Origin of the sequence: Mycolicibacter longobardus (assembly GCF_002102265.1) — a bacterium.
Taxonomy (GTDB): Bacteria; Actinomycetota; Actinomycetes; order Mycobacteriales; family Mycobacteriaceae; genus Mycobacterium; species Mycobacterium longobardum.
This window is the reverse complement of sequence record NZ_LQPG01000019.1, coordinates 171,938-188,026: the sequence shown is the minus strand read 5'-3', so window position 1 is coordinate 188,026 and position 16,089 is coordinate 171,938. Positions and strand designations below refer to the sequence as shown.

The window sequence follows — 16,089 nt, the reverse complement described above, 5'->3', positions numbered from 1 at the left end:
CCCGTAGTTCGAGTTCGGTGGTGATCACCCTGGTCACTATACCCCTATGGGGTATATCTGCTCCGGTTCGCGGAATGCCCTGCGCAACCGGGCCGCGCCCACCACCAGCAGCACACCGGCGGCCGTCGTCAACACCCACGTCAACAGCAGCATCCGCGGGTGGTAGTTCACCGAGGTGGTGGTCGGCTCACCGTCGAGCACCGGCGCCACCAGCACCAGATAGCGCACCTGCAACCAGCTCACCGCGCCGCCCACCGCCGCGGCGCCGGCCAGGGTCAGCTCGCCGAGCGCCCGGACCAGCGGGGCCCGCACGGCCCTCACCAGGACGATCCGTCGTCGATGTCGGTTTCGGTGGGACCGCCGAGCGGCACGGTGTCCGGAACCAGCTCGCTCAGTGCCGCGCGCAGCCGACGGTGATCACGCGCCCAGGCCTGCACCGTGCGCCGGCCGGTCAGCCGCAACCCGACACCCACCCGGCGCCGGGGCACCCCGCTCAGCTCACCCAACGCCCGGGATTCCTGCCACTTCTGCGGTTGCGGCTTGCCCCAGCCGGTGGGCCGGTCGGCCTCGGGGTAGAGCGCCAGGATGTCGGCGACCCTGATGGTTTCAGTGCCCTGCCGCAGCGAGCTTTTCGTGAGCTCGACGGAGGTATGAATGCGCGCCGCCTTCACCTGAATAGCGAGCATCCCCGAGACCAGCACCATCATCACGGTCGGGATCAACGGCTGAAAGCCGTAACCGCCGGAGTTCTGGATCGCCATGAGCAATCCCCCGACGACGGGGCCCAGCAGCACCCAGTACCAGCTGGCACCGCATTCGAAGAACAGCGGTGCGGGCTGCGGCGACTCGGGCTCAGACATATCGGGTCAGCCTAACCCGGCCCCGCGGCCCACAGCACCTGGCCACAACACCCAACGTTCTTCGGCAATTCTCATATTGGGAGCCCATTAGTTGGGTTATGTTCCGCCTACACACATGCCTCGCACAGGTTCACTGCGCCCGTAGGGATGAGAGTCCAGATGACGTACTCCAGCATGGCCGCCGCGAATCGTCGCGCCGGCCGGGTTGTCGGTTTGGCCGCCACGGGCGCATTCCTGGTGTTGGGGGCGGCCCCGCTGACCGCGGCACCGCCGGCCCAGGCCGACTTCGACGACGTGATCGAACAGGCCTTGGGCCCGTTTCTGGACGCGATGACCGGCGACCTGAACTGGGACGCCGTCGTCTCGCCCACCGCCTGGGACACGTTCTTCGGCCCCGCCCACTGGGACGGCGTCTTCGCCGCACTGAGCGGGCCCGCCGGATCGGCCAGCTTCGATCCGCAAGACCCGACCGCCTGGATCCAGCAGTACATCTACACCCCGATCCACACCGGAATCGACGGCTGGATCAACAGCACCGGCCCGACCCCGGTCCTCGACGGCCTCAACGAGCTCAGCAAGGCCTTCGGCCTGGGCCCGATGATCGCCCACGGTGCCGCCGGCACCGTTGAGAACCCCGACGGCGGTGCCGCCGGCTGGCTGTTCGGTGACGGCGGCGCCGGCTGGGACAACACCAACCCCGGCGGGATCGGCGGCGCGGGCGGCCACGCCGGCATGTTCGGCAACGGCGGCGCCGGCGGTGACGGGGGTGACGGCGGCCTGGGCGGCAACGGCGGTGACGGTGGCTCCGGCGGCTGGCTGATGGGCATAGGCGGCGCCGGCGGCGATGCCGGCGACGGCGTCTACAGCGGCCCAGGCGATCTGCCCGCCCTCGGTGGCGCCGGAGGCAACCCCGGCATGCTCGGCATCCACGGCACCGTCGGCCACTACGGCACCCTCGACGGCGCCCCCGCCGTGGCAGCGGGCGGCCTCACCACCACCGGCAACTGGATCACCGACAGCGACGGCCGGGTCGTCATCCTGCACGGGCTCAACCAGGTGTACAAGATCGCGCCCTACGAGCCGTCGGCCGGTGGGTTCGACGAGGACGACGCGGCATTCCTGGCCGCCAACGGATTCAACGCGGTGCGGCTGGGCATCATCTGGGCCGCAGTGGAACCCGAGCCCGGTGTCTACGACGCAGACTACCTGGCCGCGGTCGCGGCGACCGTGAAGATACTCGGCGACCACGGAATCGTCAGCATCCTCGACATGCACCAGGACTTCTACAACGAGGCATTCGGCGGTGAGGGCGCACCGGACTGGGCGGTGCAGACCGGCGGATGGCCCAACCTCGAGATCGATCAGGCGTTCAACTACTTGCTCAATCCCGCACTGAACCACGTCTGGGATGCGTTCTGGGGCAACTCCAAAGCCGCCGACGGGATCGGGCTGGAGAACCACTACGCGCAGATGTGGCAGTACACCGCCAATTACTTCGCAGGTGATGCCAACGTGGCCGGCTACACCATCATGAACGAACCGTGGATCGGCTCGCAGTGGTTGTCGACCGCGCTGGGCAGCCCCCACTTCGACGCCCAGCAGCTGACCCCGTTCTACAACCAGATGACGATGGCGATCCGGTCCGTCGACCCGGACACCCCGGTGTATTTCGAACCGAACTTCTTGTCCAACGCCATGATTCCCATCAATCTTGGCACGGTGAACGATGACAACGCCGTCTTCGCGTTCCACAACTACTGCTTGCCGCTGGCAATGTTCAACCTGGACTTCGGCTGCACCCTGAACGCCGAGATGATCCTGGACCACGCCGCGGCCTATGCCCGGTCGCAAGGCATTCCGGCGGTCATGACCGAGTTCGGCGCCACCGACAACGTAAACGTGATCGCCCAGATGATGGGCCCGGTCAACCGCTACCAGTTCGGCTGGACCGAGTGGGCCTACACCGGCAAGGACATCGCCAGCTTCTCGCCGGAGGGCCAGGCCCTGGTGTTTGATCCCAGCCAGCCGCCGGTCGGCGACAACGTCGATTGGGCCAAGCTGGCGGTACTCTCCGAGCCGTATCCGCAGGCGATCGCCGGCACGCCGGAGTCCTGGTCGTTCTCCAACGGCACCTTCCAACTGAGTTACTCCACCGAGATGGCCGACGGCTCAGGGCACTTCGGGGCCGGCACGCACACCGAGATCTCGGTGCCGCCCATCCAGTACCCGAACGGCTACCAGGTCAGCGTCACCGGCGGGCACGTCGTCTCCGCGGCCGGCGCCCCCGTCCTGGTAATCGCCGCCGACGGCCCGGGCACCGTCCACGTCACCGTGACCCCCGCCGGTGGCGCCGGGTAAACCGGCTACCGGGTGAAGTACGCCTGGGCGTCGGCACGATGCAGCAGGAACGTTCCCGCCGCGATCAGCACCGATCCCACGATGCCGGTGACCGCGACGACCACCGCGACGGCCGGCCGCGCGTCGGAGTGAGCCAGCCCGCTCAGGGCGTACACCACCGAGGCGATCCCCCCGCCGGTCAACACGGTGCGCGCCCAGCGATACCCCGAGCGCATCAGCATCAGAAACGTCGCCACCACCACGACCACCACCAGCGCCGACAGTCCGGCGATCGGGTAGGTCACCGCGGCCACATCGGCGACCTCCGGCGAGGTCAGCAGGCTCACCACATATCCGCATGTCATCAACGGCAGGGCGGCCAGCCACAGCCAGAATCCGGTGTCGACGTCGGCGGGCCGGGTCTGCTGCGTGGCCGCCGTCGGCTCCGGCCCGTCCGGTGAGCCCGTCATCCCAGCCAGCCGGCCGCCTCGGCCGCCCAGTAGCTCAGCACGATGTCGGCGCCGGCACGCCGGATGCCGATCAGCGATTCCAGCGCCGCGGCCCGCCCGTCCACCCAGCCGTTGGCGGCTGCGGCGGCGATCATCGCGTACTCGCCGGAGACCTGGTAGGCGGCCACCGGAACCGGTGACACCGCGGCCGCGGCGGCAATCACGTCCAGATACGCCATGGCGGGTTTGACCATCACGATGTCGGCGCCCTCCGCGAGGTCGAGGGAGACCTCGCGCATCGCCTCGCGGGCGTTGCCGGGCTCCTGCTGGTAGGTGCGGCGGTCCCCGGCCAGAGTGGAGGCGACCGCGTCGCGGAACGGGCCGTAGAACGCCGACGCGAACTTGGCCGCATAGGCCAGGATCACCACGTCGGTGTGCCCGGCGGCATCCAGACCGTCACGGATGGCGGCGACCTGGCCGTCCATCATCCCGCTGGGGCTCACCACGTGGGCGCCTGAGTCTGCTTGTGCAACAGCCAGTTCCACGTAGCGTTCCAGGGTGGCATCGTTGTCCACCCGACCCCGGTCGTCGAGCACCCCGCAGTGGCCGTGATCGGTGAACTCGTCCAGGCAGGTGTCGGCCATCAGCACCGTGGCGTCACCGAGATCGGCGGCCAGGTCGCGCAGCGCGGTGTTGAGCACCCCGTCGGGGTCGGTGCCGGCAGCGCCGGTGGCATCCTTGTCGGCCGGCGCCGGAACCCCGAACAGCATCAGCCCGCCCACGCCGGCAGCCACCGCATCAGCGGCCGCGGCGCGCAGCGAGTCACGGGTGTGCTGCTGCACACCGGGCATGGACGCAATGGGCCTCGGTTCGGCGATGCCGTCGGCGACGAACATCGGCAACACCAGATGCCGTGGTTCCAGCGAAGTTTCAGCCACCAGCCGACGCAGCGCCGGTGTGCTTCGCAGCCGACGCGGACGCTGCTTCATCTCACGTTGACTCTGCGTTGAGGGCGGAGGTTACTCGCACTTCTACGCCGTGAGCGCAGAGTCAACGCGAGAGGAGTCATCGCCTGCGGCTCTTCTTACGTGGCGGCGGCAGGGCACCCTCGGCCCGCAGCCGTGCGGCGTGCTCGGCCAGCGCGTCGACCAGCGGACCCACCGCAGCGGTCTCCGGCTGCACGTCGACCCGCAGCCCGAATTCGGCTGCAGTCTCGGCGGTCTTGGGACCGATACAGGCCACGATGGTCCGGGCGTGCGGCTTGCCGGCAATGCCGACCAGGTTGCGCACCGTCGAACTCGAGGTGAAGCACACCGCGTCGAACCCACCGGTCTTGATCATCTCCCGGATGGTCGCCGGCGGCGGCGCTGCCCGCACGGTGCGGTAGGCGGTGACATCCTCGATCTCCCAGCCCCGCTCGCGCAGTCCCTCGGCCAGCGTCTCGGTGGCGATGTCGGCCCGCGGCAACAGCACCCGGTTCACCGGGTCGAAAACGTCGTCATAGGGCGGGAATTCGTCGAGCAGGCCCAACGAGGACTGCTCCCCGGAAGGCACCAGCTCGGGGCTGATCCCGAACGCCCGGACCCGCTCTGCGGTGGCCTCGCCCACACAGGCGATCTTCACTCCGGAGAACGCGCGGGCGTCCAAGCCGAACTCACCGAACTTCTCCCACACCGCGCGCACCGCGTTGGTCGAGGTGAACACCACCCACTGGTAGCGACCGTCCACCAAACCCTTGACGGCCCTTTCCATCTGAGCCGGGCTTCGCGGCGGCTCCACGGCGATGGTGGGAACCTCCACCGGCAGGGCGCCGTGCCCGACCAGCCGATCGCTCATCTCGCCGGCCTGATCCTTGGTGCGCGGCACCAGAACCGTCCAGCCGTACAGGGCGCGACTCTCCCACCAGTTCAGCTTGGCCCGGTTGTTCACCGTCCTGCCGATGGTCACCACCAGCGGACCGGCGGTGGTCTCCTGGCCGTTGGGCAAGATGACCGGGTCGATACCCGCCAGCGTCGCGGGTTCGGTCAGCCCGGACAGGCTCGACTCGACCGAACGCTGCCCGCAGGTGGTACCCGACGTGGTGACCACGCACGGGGTGGCCTCGGACAGGCCGTACTCGATCAGGGTGCGGGCCGCCTCCGGCAGGTGCGAGGTGGTGGCCTGCAGGATCAGCGGCCCCGGCGCGGCGGCCAGAGCGGCCCAATCCACCTGGGGGTCGCGGACATCGGCCACCGTGTGCGATGAACCCAGCGGCAGGCCGGCGTAGGTGGGCACCGCGCTGGTGGCGGGCAGGCCTGGCACGATCTCGAACGCCACGTTGGTGCGGGCCACCGCGTTCACCTCGGTGATGACGGCGTCGATCGACAGCGGGTCGCCGGCCACCAGCCGCACCACGTCGGAACCGGCGCGCGCCTCGGCGACCAGGATCTTGGCCACCTCGGCCGGCTCGCCCAGGGCCGGGCGGATGTCGGGCCCGCCCGGAACGCTCGCGGACTCGGCGTCGTTGGCATCGGTGCCGTCGGACCCGTCATCGGCCTTGTCGGCCTTGGGGACCGGCGGCACGGGGCCGACGATCGGAGGCAGGTCCGTACCGGCCAGCGCCAGCACCGCCTCCGGCACATCGGGGTCGATGAACACCAGCGCGGCGTTCGTCAGCGCCGTGCGTGCCCGCGTCGTCAGCAGACCCGGGTCACCGGGACCCGAGCCGACGAACACGATGCGGCCCGGCTTGGGCTTCTGCCCTCGCACGCTCACTTGGCGAGCCATTCCTTACTCCCCGTCACTTCTCACTCATTTCCGACGCACGTTTCACCGTGCGTCCGACATCAGCTCGCGCGCACCCAGCTCGAACAGCTCCCCCGCGACCGACACACCCAATTCCCGGGCTCGGTCCGGACTGCCGATGCCGGACGCGCGGATCACGTCGGATCCGTCCAGCGCCGCCACGCAACCGCGCAGCGACAGCTCCTCGAAGACCCGGCCGTCCTCATCGATAGACTCGACCACTTCGGCGATCGCGCCCACCGGTGCGGAACAACCCGCCTCCAGTTCGGCGAGCAGGGTCCGCTCGGCGGTGACCGCCAGGCGGGTGTCGGTGTCGTCCAACTCCGCCAGCAAAGCCGCCAGTGCGGTATCACCGGCGCGACACTCCACCGCCAGCGCACCTTGAGCCGGAGCCGGCAACATCTGTACCGGTTCCAACGTCTCGGTGACCGCGTCGAGGCGTCCCAGCCGGGCCAGACCCGCCCGGGCTACCACGATGGCGTCGAGTTCTCCGCTGCTTACCCTGTTCAACCTGGTATCTAGGTTGCCTCGTAGGGGGCGAATTTCCAAACCGAGACCCAATGCTCTAAGCTGCGCGGCCCGGCGCGGCGACGAAGTGCCCACCACGGCCCCCGCCGGCAACTCACCCAGCACCAACCCGTCGCGCGCCACCAGCGCGTCCCGAGCGTCCTCACGCGGCGGAACCGCGGCGATCCGGAACCGGGGGTCATCAGCGGTGGGCAGGTCCTTGTGCGAGTGCACCGCGGCGTCGACCTGGCCGTCGAGGATGGCCTCCCGCAGCGCGGCGGTGAACACCCCCACCCCGATGTCGGCGATCGGCCCGGAAGAACGGTCCCCGGCGGTGCTGATCATCACCAGTTCGGCGGGGTGCCCGGCTGCCACCAGTGCATCGCGAATGGTCCCGGCCTGGGTGGTGGCCAACAAGCTGCCCCGGGTACCGATGCGGATTACTTCACCCAAAACGTCTACCCGGCCGACCCGGTTTCGGCGCCGACATCGAATCCGCCTGGCACTATTGGCAATTCACCGGCGGTCGCGACCGCGTCCACCGCGGTCGGGTCGAGCTCGAACAGCTCACGCAACGCCTCGGCGTAACTGTCGCCGCCGGGTGAGCTGGCCAGCTGCTTGACCCGCACCGTGGGGGCGTGCAGCAGCTTGTCGACCACGCGGCGCACCGTGCGCGCCACCTCCTCGCGCTGGGCGGTGTCCAGGTCCGGCAGCCGGTGGTCCAGCCGCAGCAGCTCGGCGGTGACCACGTCGGCGGCTCGCTGGCGCAGCGCGGTCACGGTCGGGGTGACCTCGGCCATCCGTTGCCCGGCCAGGTAGGTGGCGACCTCGCGGGCGACAATGCCGTGCGCGGCGTCGGTGTCGGAGGTGGCGACCTGCGCCGACGGCTCGCGCTGGATCCGGTCCATGTCGATGACTCGCACGCCGGGCAGCCCGGCGACCGCGGCGTCGACGTCGCGCGGCATGCCCAGATCGCAGATCACCAGGGGCTGGGTCGCCTCGTCGCGGTTGCCGCCGGCCAGGGCGTGGTGCACGTCGGCCAGCGACACGACCGGGCTCACCGCCCCGGTACAGCACACCGCGACATCGGCGCCGGTCAGGGCCGCCGCCATCTGGTCCAGGGCGATGGCGTCGGCCGTCACACCGCTGTCGCGGATCTTGCGGGCCAGCCGCTGAGCGCGCGGCAGCGAGCGGTTGACGACATGGATGTGCTCGACCCCGGAGCGCACCAGGTGCGCCGCGGACAGGGCGCCCATCGACCCCGCGCCGATCACCACCGCGGTGCGTCCCTGCAACGCCGCGTCGCCCAACTGGGTGCTGGCGATGCCCAGGGCGACCGAGACCACCGAGGCGCCGGCGGCGTCGATCCCGGTTTCGGTGTGCACCCGCTTGCCCACCGACAGTGCCCGCTGCGCCAGTTCGTGCAACACCCGGCCGACAGTGTTGTTGGCCTCGGCGGAGGCGTAGGCGCGACGCACCTGGCCGAGCACCTGCTGCTCGCCGACAACCGCCGAGTCCAGGCCGCTGGCCACCGAGAACAGGTGCTCGACGGCGGCTTCGCTGTAGCGGACGTAGGCGTACTTGGTCAGATCGGCCATCGACATGCCGGAGTGTTCGGAGAGCACCTGCCCGATCGCCGAGAGCCCCGCGTGGAACGCGTCGACCACGGCGTATATCTCGACCCGGTTGCAGGTCGAGAGGATCATCGCCTCGGTGACAAGCGGCGATTGCAGCACCTGCTCGACGATCTTGACCTGATCGGATTCAGCGGTGCTGAGCTGCTCGAGCACTGAGACCGGGGCGCTGCGGTGCGAGACCCCGAAGAGCAGGACGCTCACGGCAATATCACCTGGTCCGCTCCTTGCTGTCACCCGTGAACAAACTTCACTCCACGGTAGAGGCTAAAGCGCTGGCCCACCAAATTCGGCGGTTCAGCGAGGCTCGACGGAGGAGAGGCGAAGCTGGGACCGCCGTATGAGCGAGCGGTTCAGCGAGGCTCGACGGAGGAGAGGCGAAGCTGGCACCGTCTCATGAACCCGCCAAATCGGCACGCAGCCGGGCCTCGTCGACCTCCCAGTAACTGTGCTCCCGTCCGTCGAGCAGGACCACCGGCAACCGGTCGCCGAATTCCGCGCGAGGGGCGGTATCCCCGGCCGCCGCGGCGGCGTCGACGTCGACGGCGTGCAGGTCGAACCCCAGTTCGGCCGCCAGCGCGGTCAGCTGGGCGTGCACCTGCAGGCAGACCGGGCAGCCGTCGCGGGTGAGCAACTGCACCTGGTGGCGGGTCATGGATCCAGTGTGGCGCACAGCGGTTATGTTTTCGCTATGCCCAGCGGAAGTGCGGTGGCGATCACGAATCTGCTGTACCGCTACGCGGAGTTGATGGATGCCGGCGACCTGGATTCCGCCGCGGCGTTGTTCGCCCACGCCCGGATCAAGGCCGACCCCGAGGGCGCCGTCATCCTCGATCACGCCGGGATCCTGCAGCTGTGGCGCGGGCTGGTCAGAATCCACGCCGACGGCACACCGCGCACCAAGCACGTGATCACCAACCCGATTCTCGACATCGACGAGGCGGCCGGGACGGCGACGTGCCGGTCCTACTACACGGTGTTGCAGCAGACCGACGACGTGGCGCTGCAGGTGGTCGCCCCCGGCCGCTACCACGACGCCTTCGAGCGGGTCGACGGCGTCTGGCGGTTCAGTTTCCGGGACTATTCGATGTTCGACCTGAAAGGTGATCTACGCGATCACCTGGGGGTCTTGGGCGGTGGGGCCGGATAGGGTTGATGGCGGCCGGAGAACCGGCCCTGAGACCACAACAGCCCAGCAGCGGAAGGAGTCGGTGATGGCGCTACCAGGCCCTGCCGACGGGGGTTCCGCAGCCGAGTTGACGTCGCTGATCAACGACGCCAGCGCCGAACGTGCGCTGGAGGACGTGCACGACGCCGACACGCCCGCCCCGGTCGACCTGACCGCGGCTGCGTTCTTCGATGTCGACAACACCCTGGTCCAGGGTTCCTCGATGGTGCATTTCGGCCGCGGGCTGGCCGCCCGCAACTACTTCACCTACCGCGATGTCATCGGCATCGTCTATGCCCAGGCCAAGTTCCAGCTCACCGGCAAGGAGAACAGCGACGACGTCGCCGCCGGGCGGCGCAAGGCGCTGGCGTTCATCGAGGGCCGGCCGGTGTCGGAGCTGGTCGATCTGGGCGAGGAGATCTACGACGAGATCATCGCCGACAAGATCTGGCCCGGCACCCGCGAACTCGCCCAGATGCACCTCGACGCCGGCCAGCAGGTCTGGCTGGTCACCGCCACCCCCTATGAGCTGGCCGAGACCATCGCCCGCCGGCTCGGGCTCACCGGCGCGCTGGGCACGGTCGCCGAATCGGTCGACGGCGTGTTCACCGGCCGGTTGGTCGGCGAGATTCTGCACGGGCCGGGCAAGGCCCACGCGGTGCGGTCGCTGGCCATCCGGGAGGGGCTGAACCTGCGGCGCTGCACCGCCTACTCCGACAGCTTCAACGACGTGCCGATGCTCTCTCTGGTCGGCACTGCGGTGGCGATCAACCCCGACGCCGCGTTACGCGAGATGGCACGCAAGCGGGGCTGGGAGATCCGCGACTTCCGTACCGCGCGCCGGGCGGCGCGTATCGGTGTGCCCTCGGCGCTGGCGCTGGGGGCGGTCGGCGGGGCCCTGGCCGCAGCCGTGGCGCACCGGAACGAGCGCGCATAGCTTGCGGAGCGCGCGAGGATCGGTCGACCGCATCAGGCACCCTGGCGCACCGGAACGAGCGCGGCTGAGCTGCTCGCTGATAGGCTTCCGCCGCCGAGCAAGACGGCGAGCAGAGGGGCGGACCGGCATGTCAGTACACACTGAGTCACAGGGGGTCATCGGTACCCACTACCGGTTCCCGGACTACTTCGAGGTCGGCCGGGAGAAGATCCGAGAGTTCGCCCGCTCGGTCAAAGACGACCACCCGGCACATTTCGAGGAGGCCGCTGCCGCCGAGGCCGGGCACTCGGGCCTGGTGGCGTCGCTGACGTTTCTGGCGGTCGCCGGCCGTCAGGTCCAGCTGGAGATCTTCGAGAAGTTCGACATCCCGATCAACATCGCCAGGGTGCTGCACCGCGACCAGAAGTTCACCTTCCACCGGCCGATCGTGGCCGGCGACAAGCTGTTCTTCGACATCTATCTGGACTCGGTGATCGAGTCGCACAGCACGGTGGTCACCGAGGTGCGCAGCGAGGTCAGCGACGTCGACGGCAAGCCGGTGGTCACCAGCGTGGTCACTATGCTCGGCGAGTCGGTCAACCGGGACGACGACGCGGCGACGATCGCCGCCATCGAAGCGATGCGGGACCGGGCGCTGGGCAAGAAGTAGCGCGCGAGCTGGGGGAACCTCAGCCGAAGAACATGTTGCGGCGGCCCGCCAGCAGCCGGTAGAGGGTCTGCTGAATGGTCTCGCGCACCTGGTCGGTCAGGTCGAAGGTGACCATCGGGTCGTCGGCGGCACCGGCCTCATAGTGCGTGGTCTCGATCGGCTCACCGAAAGCGATGTGCCACTTCGACGGCAGCGGCACCAGGCCGGCGGGGCCGGCCAGCGGGAACAGCGGGGTGATCGGGAAATACGGCACACCGAGCAACCGGGCCAGCAGCTTGACGTCGGCGAGCATCGGGTAGATCTCCTCGGAGCCGACGATCGAGCACGGCACGATCGGCGCCTTGGTGCGCAGCGCCGCCGAGACGAAACCGCCGCGACCGAACCGCTGCAGCTTGTAGCGGTCCTTGAATCGCTTGCCCAGACCCTTGTAGCCCTCCGGGAACACCGCCGTCAGCTCGCCGGCCTCCAGCAGCCGGTTGGCGTCGGCGGTGCAGGCCATGGTGTGGCCCGCCTTGCGAGCGGCCGGACCGATCAGCGGCAGGTCGAATACCAGGTCGGCGGCGAGCATCCGCAGGTTCCGATTGTCGGGGTGGTGGTCGTGCACCGCCACCGACAGCATCAGCGCGTCCATCGGCAGCACGCCGGCATGGTTGGCCACCACCAGCGCCGGCCCGTCGGCGGGCAGGTTCTCGATGCCGCTGACCTCGACCCGGAACCAGTCGTTGAAGAACAACCGCAGCAACGGCATCGCGACGGCCTCGTTGAAGTGCGGGTCGAACCCGAACTCGTCGACCTGGTAGTCGCCGGTGATGCGCTCCCGCAGGAACGCCATGACCCCGGCCACCCGGCGGGTGAACTCACCCGGACTCGGTTCGGCCGCACCGGATGCCCCCGCGGCCCCGCGCCGCCCGTCGATCTCGCGGACGACGGCGGAGACCTGATCGGCCGAGGCTTGCTGGCCCGGGCCGGCCAGCGTCGACGGGTGCCGACGCACTGCACCCGAATGCTTATGCAGCGGAATGACTTTCGCCCTTGAATCGCCAACCATGGCGTTAACCTCCCCGCACCCTGTTAAAGCTCATGTCCCCCAGGCGCTGCGCTGCGCTCACGGCTCGCCGCTCTACCGAACGAACCCACTTGGGGTCGACGATCGGGTTCAGCCCCCGACCCCGCACGTAGTCATCGAACGCCTCGGCGGTGGTCCACTTGGTGCTGTACCCGAGTTCGGTTCGCATTCTAGTCGTGTCCATCACCCGGCCAAAGCTCAGATAATCCAGCTGTTCCCGGTTGATCTCGGTGTAGTTGTTGGCCCGGCGCAGCGAATCCATTACCCAGAGTCCGACGCCGGGCAGCGGCACCGGGACGCGACCCGACCGGCGGACCGCCTGCGACATCATGATGATGCCGTCGGCGCCGATATTGAAGGTGCCGGCCTTGCCGGCCATGGTGGCCCGTTCCAGGGCGCCCAGCGCGTCCTGCTCGTGCAGCAGCTGCAGGCGCGCGTCTCGGCCCAGAACCATCGGAACCAACGGGCCGCCGAGATAGCGCGACAACGCGGTGTCCATGGCCGGGCCGATCATGTTGGCCATCCGCAGGATGGTGACCGCGATGTCCGGCCGGCGCCGGCCCAGCCCGCGGGCGTAACCCTCGATGTCGAGGCTGTCGCGGGGGAACCCCTGGGTGGGCGGCCGGTGACTGGCATTGTTCTCGGTGAACAAGACCGGGTCACGCGAGCAGGACCCGTAGACCTCCGACGTCGACTTGAGCACCACACGCCGCACCGAGGGCGCCTTCTGGCAGGCGGCGAACAACTGCATGGCGCCCATCACGTTGAGCTCTTTGAGCGCCGCCCCGCCACCGGACCGCGGGACGTAGGACGCCGCGGCGGCGTGCACCACGGTGTCGACCTCGCTGTTTCGAATCACCTTGGCGATAAACGGGTTGCGGATGTCGGCGCGGACGAATTCGGCGCGTCCCATCCGGCGCAGCATGTCCTTGCTCGGCACCACCGCGTCGACGGCGATCACCCGATTGATCAAGGGATTCTGCGTGAGCCTGGCGGTCAGGTAACCACCAAGAAACCGGCACGCGCCGGTGACCAACACAACCTTGGGGTAATGCCGGGTTTCACTGCGCGTGCCGTCGCTCGGGGGTCCGGCCTCGGTCACCCCGTCAGCCTAACGGCAATACCGGCGATGGGCTGAGCACCGAACGTGAAGTTAACGTTACGCTCGGCGCGCTTCGGCGGCTGGGCGGAGTTACTTACCGAGTTTTCTGCGCTGCACCCGGGTACGGCGAAGCAGCTTGCGGTGCTTCTTCTTCGACATGCGCTTGCGCCGCTTCTTGATGACTGAACCCATGAACTCCGCTATCTGCTTCTGCCCGCGCCGCCCGAAGGGCGCTGCTGAACTTGATCGACCCGGTTACTTTACCCGGAGGCGGGCGCGGAGCGGAAAACCGCACCTGGCCCAGGCCGCCGAGCCGCCGACACAGCCGACCCCGGGCGTCGCCGTGCGGCGACGCCCGGGGGGCGCTTACCTGTCGACCGGCGCTCAGCCCGCGTCGAAGAAGGAGGTCTCCAAGAGGTCGTGCACCGCCTTGGCGTGCACGCGGAAAGACCGTCCCACCCGCACCGCGGGCAGCTCGCCGTTGTGCACCAGGCGGTACACCGTCATCTTGCTGACCCGCATCAGCGCGGCCACCTCGGCCACGGTGAGAAATTGTGTGCGGCCCGACTCGGCAGGACCGGAAGGCCCGTTCGCAGACGTCATCGTTACCCATTTCAATCAGGCACGTGCAGTCCCAGCGGCTTCCCCTCCGCTGCGCCCACACGCACAGACATAGAGGAGAATAGCGGGACGAATGGGGTTCCTGCGACTGGTGAGAGCCAATATGTGAAAAATAAGTGAATTACTCTGATGTAATTCTTAGCTGCTCAGAGCGGGTTTTTGCGGCCTGCACGGCCCGATCGACCGAGGTCCGCAGGCCCCCGGCCTCCAATTCGCGCAGAGCGGCCGCGGTGGTCCCTCCGGGGGAGGTCACCATCGCTCTCAGGTAGGCCGGGGAGGTGTCGATGACCGCATTCGCGGTCCCCTCGGCCCCACCGCGTCCGTCCAACAGCATCTGCGCTGATCCGGCCATGGTCTGCACGGCCAGGTCGGTGGCCACCTGCCGACTCAGCCCGGCCGCGACCCCGGCGTCCACCAGCGCCTCGATCATCAAGAAGAAATAGGCGGGACCCGAACCCGACACCGCGGTCACCGCGTCCAGCTGTTCTTCCGGAACGATCACCACGGCGCCGACGCACTCGAACAGCTCGGCGACCGCGTTGACCTGCTCGTTGCTGGGGAACCGCCCCTTGGCCAGCGCGCTGGCCCCGGCGCCGACCTTGACGGGGGTGTTGGGCATGACCCGCACCACCGCGGCGCCGGCCGGCAGCTTCGATTCCACGTACCCGGTGGTGAGCCCGGCCACGATCGACACCAGCACCTGTTCGGCATTGTCCCCGGAGGAGGCGGTGATGTTCTTGGCGAACTCCTCGATCACGGGGTCCACATCCTGCGGCTTCACCGCCACGATCACGATGGCGGCGTTCTCGACCGCGTCGGCGACCGATGTCACCAGCACGGAGTACTTCTCCGACAGCTGCCGGGCCCGGTCGCCATACCGCTCGGCGACCACCAGGTCCTTGACGGGGCGCCCGGCGGCCAGCAGGCCCGCCAGCAAGGCTTCGCCCATGTTTCCGCCGCCGATGATCGCGATTCTGGCCATGGCGACAGCATGTCAGACCTCTGCCGCAAGCCCCCAATACCCGGCGCGCGGCGGGTCGCCCGCTACCTCCCCGGGCGATCGCAAGCGCGGCGGAGCCGGGCGCAGCGGGTCGCCCGCTACCGCCCCGGAACCATCGCCAGCTGGCGTGACTGCACCACGATCCGGCCTTCGCTGTCGACGACGGTGTGGTCCTCGTCGAACCAGTCCTGGCCGATCTGCACGCAGCTGCACAGCACCCGCAGCCAGCCGTCTGCGGGCAGACCCCGCAGATAGGCGGTGAGTTGCACGGTCGGTGCCCAGCCTGTGCGTTCCACCGCGAAGCTCACCGGTGCCGACACATCCCCGCACAGCAGCGCGAACAGCACGTCCGGAGCGGTGTCGCGGGGCCGCACCCACAACTGGATCAACGGGGGCCTGCCGTCGGTGCTGGGCTGCAGCGTGGACACCAGCGGCCGAATGTCGCAGCCCTCAGCCAGGTTCACCAGTCCGGCCATCGGGTGGCCGGGACCGATCGGGGCGAGGTCCTCGGGCGGCTCGGGCGGCATCAGGGCGGGCACCGGGTTGGCCGACAGCAGCGGCGGGGCGTGGTGCTCGGGCTCTCCGAGGGTGATGACGGCGTGCACGGCGGTCCGATCACCCTGGGTGAGTTCCACATCGACCACGGAGATCCGGCGGCCCCGTTTGCGGGCCATGGTGGTGAGCTGCATCGGGCCGGGCTCGGGCGCCCACAAGAAGTTGCCGGACACCGCGACCGGCTGCAGCCCGCTCGACTGCCCACCGTCGCAGGCGGTTCGGGCGGCGTTGGCGCACAGCGCGAGCATCGCGCCGCCGTGCACCTTGGGGCCGATCGTCCAGTGCCGGTTGAGCTCGGCGGCAAAGCTCACGGTGTCTGCGAGGCCCTGGGATCCCCGGTCCTCCTCGATCCGGGTGAGCCGCATGGCGTCGGCGAACAAAGACTGCCCCATCGATATCCCTTCGGTGTCAGTAGCGGCC

Annotated in this window: 18 protein-coding genes; 4 read left to right on the top strand and 14 right to left on the bottom strand. The window is 69.0% G+C overall.

The genetic code is table 11. The features are described 5' to 3' along the window. Positions 1-36: 36 nt before the first annotated feature. Positions 37-321, bottom strand: coding sequence for a hypothetical protein (locus AWC16_RS11685; RefSeq protein WP_409370680.1), 285 nt, complete (start codon positions 319-321; stop codon positions 37-39). Continuing rightward, entirely contained in the window at positions 318-860 is a 543-nt protein-coding gene (locus AWC16_RS11680; RefSeq protein WP_085264904.1) for a hypothetical protein, read from the bottom strand. The genes AWC16_RS11685 and AWC16_RS11680 overlap by 4 nt, the downstream gene beginning before the upstream one ends. A gap of 159 nt (positions 861-1,019) precedes the next feature. Here AWC16_RS11680 and AWC16_RS11675 point away from each other — a divergent pair, with 159 nt between their 5' ends. Beyond that, positions 1,020-3,218 carry a cellulase family glycosylhydrolase gene (locus AWC16_RS11675; RefSeq protein WP_264017132.1) on the top strand — a complete coding sequence of 733 codons (2,199 nt, stop codon included), beginning with the start codon at positions 1,020-1,022 and terminating at the stop codon, positions 3,216-3,218. A gap of 5 nt (positions 3,219-3,223) precedes the next feature. On the opposite strand, the gene AWC16_RS11670 is transcribed toward AWC16_RS11675, so the two are convergent. From AWC16_RS11670 to AWC16_RS11645, 6 genes are all read right to left on the bottom strand, one after another. Next, positions 3,224-3,667, bottom strand: a complete 444-nt coding sequence (locus AWC16_RS11670; protein ID WP_085264903.1) for a hypothetical protein — start codon at positions 3,665-3,667, stop codon at positions 3,224-3,226. Further along, positions 3,664-4,635, bottom strand: coding sequence for a porphobilinogen synthase (gene hemB / locus AWC16_RS11665; RefSeq protein WP_085264902.1), 972 nt, complete (start codon positions 4,633-4,635; stop codon positions 3,664-3,666). The genes AWC16_RS11670 and hemB overlap by 4 nt, the downstream gene beginning before the upstream one ends. A gap of 76 nt (positions 4,636-4,711) precedes the next feature. Further along, on the bottom strand, positions 4,712-6,412 hold the full coding sequence (locus AWC16_RS11660) for a bifunctional uroporphyrinogen-III C-methyltransferase/uroporphyrinogen-III synthase (protein WP_085264901.1): 1,701 nt from the start codon (positions 6,410-6,412) through the stop codon (positions 4,712-4,714). Between the two features lie 42 nt (positions 6,413-6,454). Continuing rightward, entirely contained in the window at positions 6,455-7,390 is a 936-nt protein-coding gene (gene hemC / locus AWC16_RS11655; protein WP_085264900.1) for a hydroxymethylbilane synthase, read from the bottom strand. 5 nt (positions 7,391-7,395) lie between these two features. Continuing rightward, on the bottom strand, positions 7,396-8,775 hold the full coding sequence (locus tag AWC16_RS11650) for a glutamyl-tRNA reductase (RefSeq protein ID WP_085264899.1): 1,380 nt from the start codon (positions 8,773-8,775) through the stop codon (positions 7,396-7,398). A 190-nt stretch (positions 8,776-8,965) separates the two neighbouring features. Next, a complete protein-coding gene (locus AWC16_RS11645) occupies positions 8,966-9,226 on the bottom strand; it encodes a glutaredoxin family protein (protein WP_085264898.1) in 261 nt (86 codons plus the stop codon). 36 nt (positions 9,227-9,262) lie between these two features. Here AWC16_RS11645 and AWC16_RS11640 point away from each other — a divergent pair, with 36 nt between their 5' ends. From AWC16_RS11640 to AWC16_RS11630, 3 genes are all read left to right on the top strand, one after another. After that, positions 9,263-9,721, top strand: coding sequence for a nuclear transport factor 2 family protein (locus AWC16_RS11640; RefSeq protein WP_085264897.1), 459 nt, complete (start codon positions 9,263-9,265; stop codon positions 9,719-9,721). 64 nt (positions 9,722-9,785) lie between these two features. Beyond that, a complete protein-coding gene (locus tag AWC16_RS11635) occupies positions 9,786-10,676 on the top strand; it encodes an HAD family hydrolase (protein WP_085264896.1) in 891 nt (296 codons plus the stop codon). A 127-nt stretch (positions 10,677-10,803) separates the two neighbouring features. Further along, positions 10,804-11,325, top strand: coding sequence for an FAS1-like dehydratase domain-containing protein (locus tag AWC16_RS11630; protein WP_085264895.1), 522 nt, complete (start codon positions 10,804-10,806; stop codon positions 11,323-11,325). Between the two features lie 19 nt (positions 11,326-11,344). Here AWC16_RS11630 and AWC16_RS11625 read toward each other — a convergent pair whose 3' ends face one another. The 6 genes from AWC16_RS11625 to AWC16_RS11600 form a co-directional block, all read right to left on the bottom strand. After that, on the bottom strand, positions 11,345-12,373 hold the full coding sequence (locus tag AWC16_RS11625; protein ID WP_085264894.1) for a lysophospholipid acyltransferase family protein: 1,029 nt from the start codon (positions 12,371-12,373) through the stop codon (positions 11,345-11,347). Between the two features lie 4 nt (positions 12,374-12,377). Beyond that, entirely contained in the window at positions 12,378-13,493 is a 1,116-nt protein-coding gene (locus AWC16_RS11620; RefSeq protein ID WP_085264893.1) for an SDR family oxidoreductase, read from the bottom strand. 90 nt (positions 13,494-13,583) lie between these two features. Continuing rightward, complete coding sequence (locus tag AWC16_RS11615) at positions 13,584-13,685, bottom strand: 30S ribosomal protein bS22 (RefSeq protein ID WP_003402602.1); 102 nt, start codon at positions 13,683-13,685, stop codon at positions 13,584-13,586. Positions 13,686-13,877: 192 nt separating this feature from the next. Then, positions 13,878-14,096 (bottom strand): helix-turn-helix domain-containing protein, encoded by a 219-nt coding sequence (locus AWC16_RS11610; RefSeq protein ID WP_085264892.1) that lies wholly within the window; start codon positions 14,094-14,096, stop codon positions 13,878-13,880. Positions 14,097-14,235: 139 nt separating this feature from the next. After that, complete coding sequence (gene proC, locus AWC16_RS11605) at positions 14,236-15,096, bottom strand: pyrroline-5-carboxylate reductase (protein ID WP_085264891.1); 861 nt, start codon at positions 15,094-15,096, stop codon at positions 14,236-14,238. A 116-nt stretch (positions 15,097-15,212) separates the two neighbouring features. After that, positions 15,213-16,061: a thioesterase family protein gene (locus AWC16_RS11600; protein WP_085264890.1), complete on the bottom strand. Its 849-nt coding sequence runs from the start codon at positions 16,059-16,061 to the stop codon at positions 15,213-15,215. Positions 16,062-16,089: the final 28 nt, after the last annotated feature.

Excerpts from the sequence above, each read along its gene's own strand:
- AWC16_RS11635 (WP_085264896.1), top strand. The coding sequence starts at position 9,786 with ATGGCGCTACCAGGCCCTGCCGACGGGGGTTCCGCAGCCGAGTTGACG.
- hemB (WP_085264902.1), bottom strand. The coding sequence starts at position 4,635 with ATGAAGCAGCGTCCGCGTCGGCTGCGAAGCACACCGGCGCTGCGTCGG.
- AWC16_RS11640 (WP_085264897.1), top strand. The coding sequence starts at position 9,263 with ATGCCCAGCGGAAGTGCGGTGGCGATCACGAATCTGCTGTACCGCTAC.
- AWC16_RS11660 (WP_085264901.1), bottom strand. The coding sequence starts at position 6,412 with ATGGCTCGCCAAGTGAGCGTGCGAGGGCAGAAGCCCAAGCCGGGCCGC.
- AWC16_RS11600 (WP_085264890.1), bottom strand. The coding sequence starts at position 16,061 with ATGGGGCAGTCTTTGTTCGCCGACGCCATGCGGCTCACCCGGATCGAG.
- AWC16_RS11645 (WP_085264898.1), bottom strand. The coding sequence starts at position 9,226 with ATGACCCGCCACCAGGTGCAGTTGCTCACCCGCGACGGCTGCCCGGTC.
- AWC16_RS11675 (WP_264017132.1), top strand. The coding sequence starts at position 1,020 with ATGACGTACTCCAGCATGGCCGCCGCGAATCGTCGCGCCGGCCGGGTT.
- proC (WP_085264891.1), bottom strand. The coding sequence starts at position 15,096 with ATGGCCAGAATCGCGATCATCGGCGGCGGAAACATGGGCGAAGCCTTG.
- AWC16_RS11670 (WP_085264903.1), bottom strand. The coding sequence starts at position 3,667 with ATGACGGGCTCACCGGACGGGCCGGAGCCGACGGCGGCCACGCAGCAG.
- AWC16_RS11680 (WP_085264904.1), bottom strand. The coding sequence starts at position 860 with ATGTCTGAGCCCGAGTCGCCGCAGCCCGCACCGCTGTTCTTCGAATGC.
- AWC16_RS11615 (WP_003402602.1), bottom strand. The coding sequence starts at position 13,685 with ATGGGTTCAGTCATCAAGAAGCGGCGCAAGCGCATGTCGAAGAAGAAG.
- AWC16_RS11625 (WP_085264894.1), bottom strand. The coding sequence starts at position 12,373 with ATGGTTGGCGATTCAAGGGCGAAAGTCATTCCGCTGCATAAGCATTCG.
- AWC16_RS11610 (WP_085264892.1), bottom strand. The coding sequence starts at position 14,096 with ATGACGTCTGCGAACGGGCCTTCCGGTCCTGCCGAGTCGGGCCGCACA.
- AWC16_RS11630 (WP_085264895.1), top strand. The coding sequence starts at position 10,804 with ATGTCAGTACACACTGAGTCACAGGGGGTCATCGGTACCCACTACCGG.